Origin of the sequence: Mesorhizobium sp. M0074 (assembly GCF_040322975.1) — a bacterium.
Classification (GTDB): Bacteria; Pseudomonadota; Alphaproteobacteria; order Rhizobiales; family Rhizobiaceae; genus Mesorhizobium.
In genome coordinates this window covers 1-1,957 of record NZ_JAMYUM010000068.1, presented here as the reverse complement: position 1 = coordinate 1,957, position 1,957 = coordinate 1, and the positions used below count along the sequence as shown (strand labels likewise).

1 protein-coding gene and 1 pseudogene are annotated in these 1,957 nt (G+C 54.8%); both read left to right on the top strand.

Going from position 1 to position 1,957, the window contains the following annotated elements:
* Window positions 1-90 precede the first annotated feature (90 nt).
* Window positions 91-305, top strand: a pseudogene (locus tag NKJ73_RS33960) (IS5/IS1182 family transposase); the annotation flags it as partial.
* Window positions 306-732: 427 nt separating this feature from the next.
* Window positions 733-1,596: a nitrilase-related carbon-nitrogen hydrolase gene (locus NKJ73_RS33955; RefSeq protein WP_352572734.1), complete on the top strand. Its 864-nt coding sequence runs from the start codon at window positions 733-735 to the stop codon at window positions 1,594-1,596.
* Window positions 1,597-1,957 lie beyond the last annotated feature (361 nt).

The following is a 1,957-nucleotide window of genomic DNA, read 5'->3' as shown; positions in this document are numbered from 1 at the left end:
ATTCGGATCGGCCTTAGCAACCAAATCCTACGTCATTTCAACGGCTTGAACCACATCCGCCAACCCACCGTGAATTTTCAGGCTAGCACGTGGATCATCGAAATCATCAAGCGCTCCGACACGGCCAAAAGCTTCGAGGTGCTGCCGCGAACATGGGTCATCGAGCGAACGTTCGCCTGGCTCGGGCTTGTCGCCGGCTCGCCAAGGATTTCGAGGCGACTATCGAAAACGCTGAAGCGTGGGTCTTCATCGCCTCCATCCGCCTCATGCTCCGCCGCCGTGCAGCTCTACTCGCACGTAACTGAATTTCGAGTCCAGGTTCGTGTTCACCTCGTGCATTCTGCGGAAACCCGCAACTACGCGTCAAGCAATCTCGCGGTTAGCCGACTCGATCTAAAGTCAATATGCATCCGTGAAGAGCAGGCCGGAATTGGAAATGCAGTTTGGAGGTGGGATTGGGGAGGGGCCAATCTTACCCATGGCAGGTCTCTCGCCTGCCAGAATGCGGAGCCCCTCACCGTGGAGGCGGGCAGCCGTCTAGCGCTGATATCATTGCAAATCACGATGAAATTCGCACCGTTCGTTTCAGTTACTGAGACAAATTGGTGCGTCCATTCCCCGCCGGAACGTTAAAGTCGCGATTGCTACGCGTTGGATTGACTCGACCGCTGAATTGCTCTTGCATTTGGCCCATCTCGGCTCTGCCAATGTTTTTATCGAGAGGAGACTTACATGACTTTGATCAAATGCGGCCTAGTGCAGCTGAGCCTTAAGGCGCCGACCGACGCGAAGATCTCCACGATTCGGGATCGCCTGCTGGACGACCATGAGGCGTTTGTGGAACGCGCTGGAGCGCAGCATGTCCAGATCATTTGCTTTCAAGAATTATTCAATCAGTTTTACTTTGGCTGTGGCCACGATGAAAAGTGGTTTTCCGCTGCCGAGAAAGTGCCGGATGGTGTGACTATTACGCGCTGCCGAGATTGGGCAAAGCGGTATGGGATGGTGATCGTCGCTCCTATGTATGAGGAAGAGGCGCCAGGGGTCTACTATAACACTGCAGTGTTCATCGATGCGGATGGCTCGTACCTTGGCAAATACCGCAAAATGCACATCCCTGATGGTGGATGGTGCCGGGAAAAAATGTACTTCAAGCCCGGTAACCTCGGTTTCCCGGTCTTCCAAACGGCGTTTGGTCGGATTGGAGCAGTGATCTGCAATGATCGGCATTTCCCGGAGGGTTACCGAGCGCTTGCTCTCGCAGGCGCCGAAATTGTCTTCACGCCCACTTCGACGGGACCTGCGGCTCGCCTGCCCTGGGAATCAGAGATTAGAACCGCTGCATTTGCCAACGGAATTTTTGTCGGCGCCCCAAACCGTGTTGGTGATGAGGGCACTGAAATGGGCAAGTATTTCGGGCATTCGCTTTTTGCTGGACCCATAGGTGACATTGTTGCGCAAGGCGGAGACAGTGACGAACTGGTCGTAGCGGAACTGGAAACCGCATTGACGCAAGAAATGAGACAGAGTTGGGGATTCTTCCGCGACCGGCGGCCTGATGCGTATTCAACGCTTTGCCAAACTGATATTATGTAGGCTCTCCGAGTATGCCGCAACAACGTGTCAAGCGAAGTCCTTGGGATACTTGCGCTTGTGGCAAGATCTCTGATGGCACGCGTTGAGCGAGATGGGTTGAAAGTCCGGGACGTCGGGTTCCTCAAACGAGATCTGACGGGGCGGGGGTGCCGAGCTTTGCCTGACCTGTCCTAGCACAACTTGGCTGCCGTCGAACAAGGTTCGGCGGCAGCCACTTTTCCCGCGAATTCTTCATTCCACTGGTCTCCGAAGTCGTTCGCCAGCCACGGTTACTTCTAGCAGGCTGTTGAAGAAGTCTGACGTATTGCCTTGAGGATGGCCTCGTCGCCGTTGTGGTAGGCGAATGTGATCTCGATCGAGC

Excerpts from the sequence above, each read along its gene's own strand:
- NKJ73_RS33955 (WP_352572734.1), top strand. The coding sequence starts at position 733 with ATGACTTTGATCAAATGCGGCCTAGTGCAGCTGAGCCTTAAGGCGCCG.